The 426-nt window shown below is 47.7% G+C and carries 1 protein-coding gene; it reads left to right on the forward strand.

The window, feature by feature from the left end:
- On the forward strand, positions 1-426 hold a 426-nt coding region (locus tag BSZ14_RS18835; protein WP_139330563.1), incomplete at both ends, for a putative phage tail protein.

The following is a 426-nucleotide window of genomic DNA, read 5'->3' on the forward strand; positions in this document are numbered from 1 at the left end:
AAAGGGGCGGCTATGGGAAGCGTTTACCGCTGGCGGCACGTTTAACCATAGCTTTGCCAGTGCGGTGGGTGCAATGGTGGCGGTTATGTTTGGTTATGTGGCTTATTTACGGCGCGAACTTAACCCATACACTACAACCGATTTAATACAGGAGTGGGAACAATCGGTTGGCTTGCCCGATGCGTGTAGCTTACAAGGCGGCGATGATTTACAGAGCCGCCGCCAACAAGTTATCACAAGGTTGGCTAAAACACCCATTGTTTTAGCTGGCGAAATCGAACAGGCTGCAAAGGTTTTAACTGGCTATGATGTTAAAGTTATACCCCGCCGCCAAAACATTTTAGGCTCGCAGCTTGACAACGCCCGTCTTGACCTAGCACAATTGGGCGTAGGTAATAACCGTTTTATTTTTGATGTTTTCATTAA

This window comes from Sphingomonas sp. Sph1(2015) (assembly GCF_001970915.1).
Lineage (GTDB): Bacteria > Pseudomonadota > Alphaproteobacteria > Sphingomonadales > Sphingomonadaceae > Sphingomonas > Sphingomonas parapaucimobilis.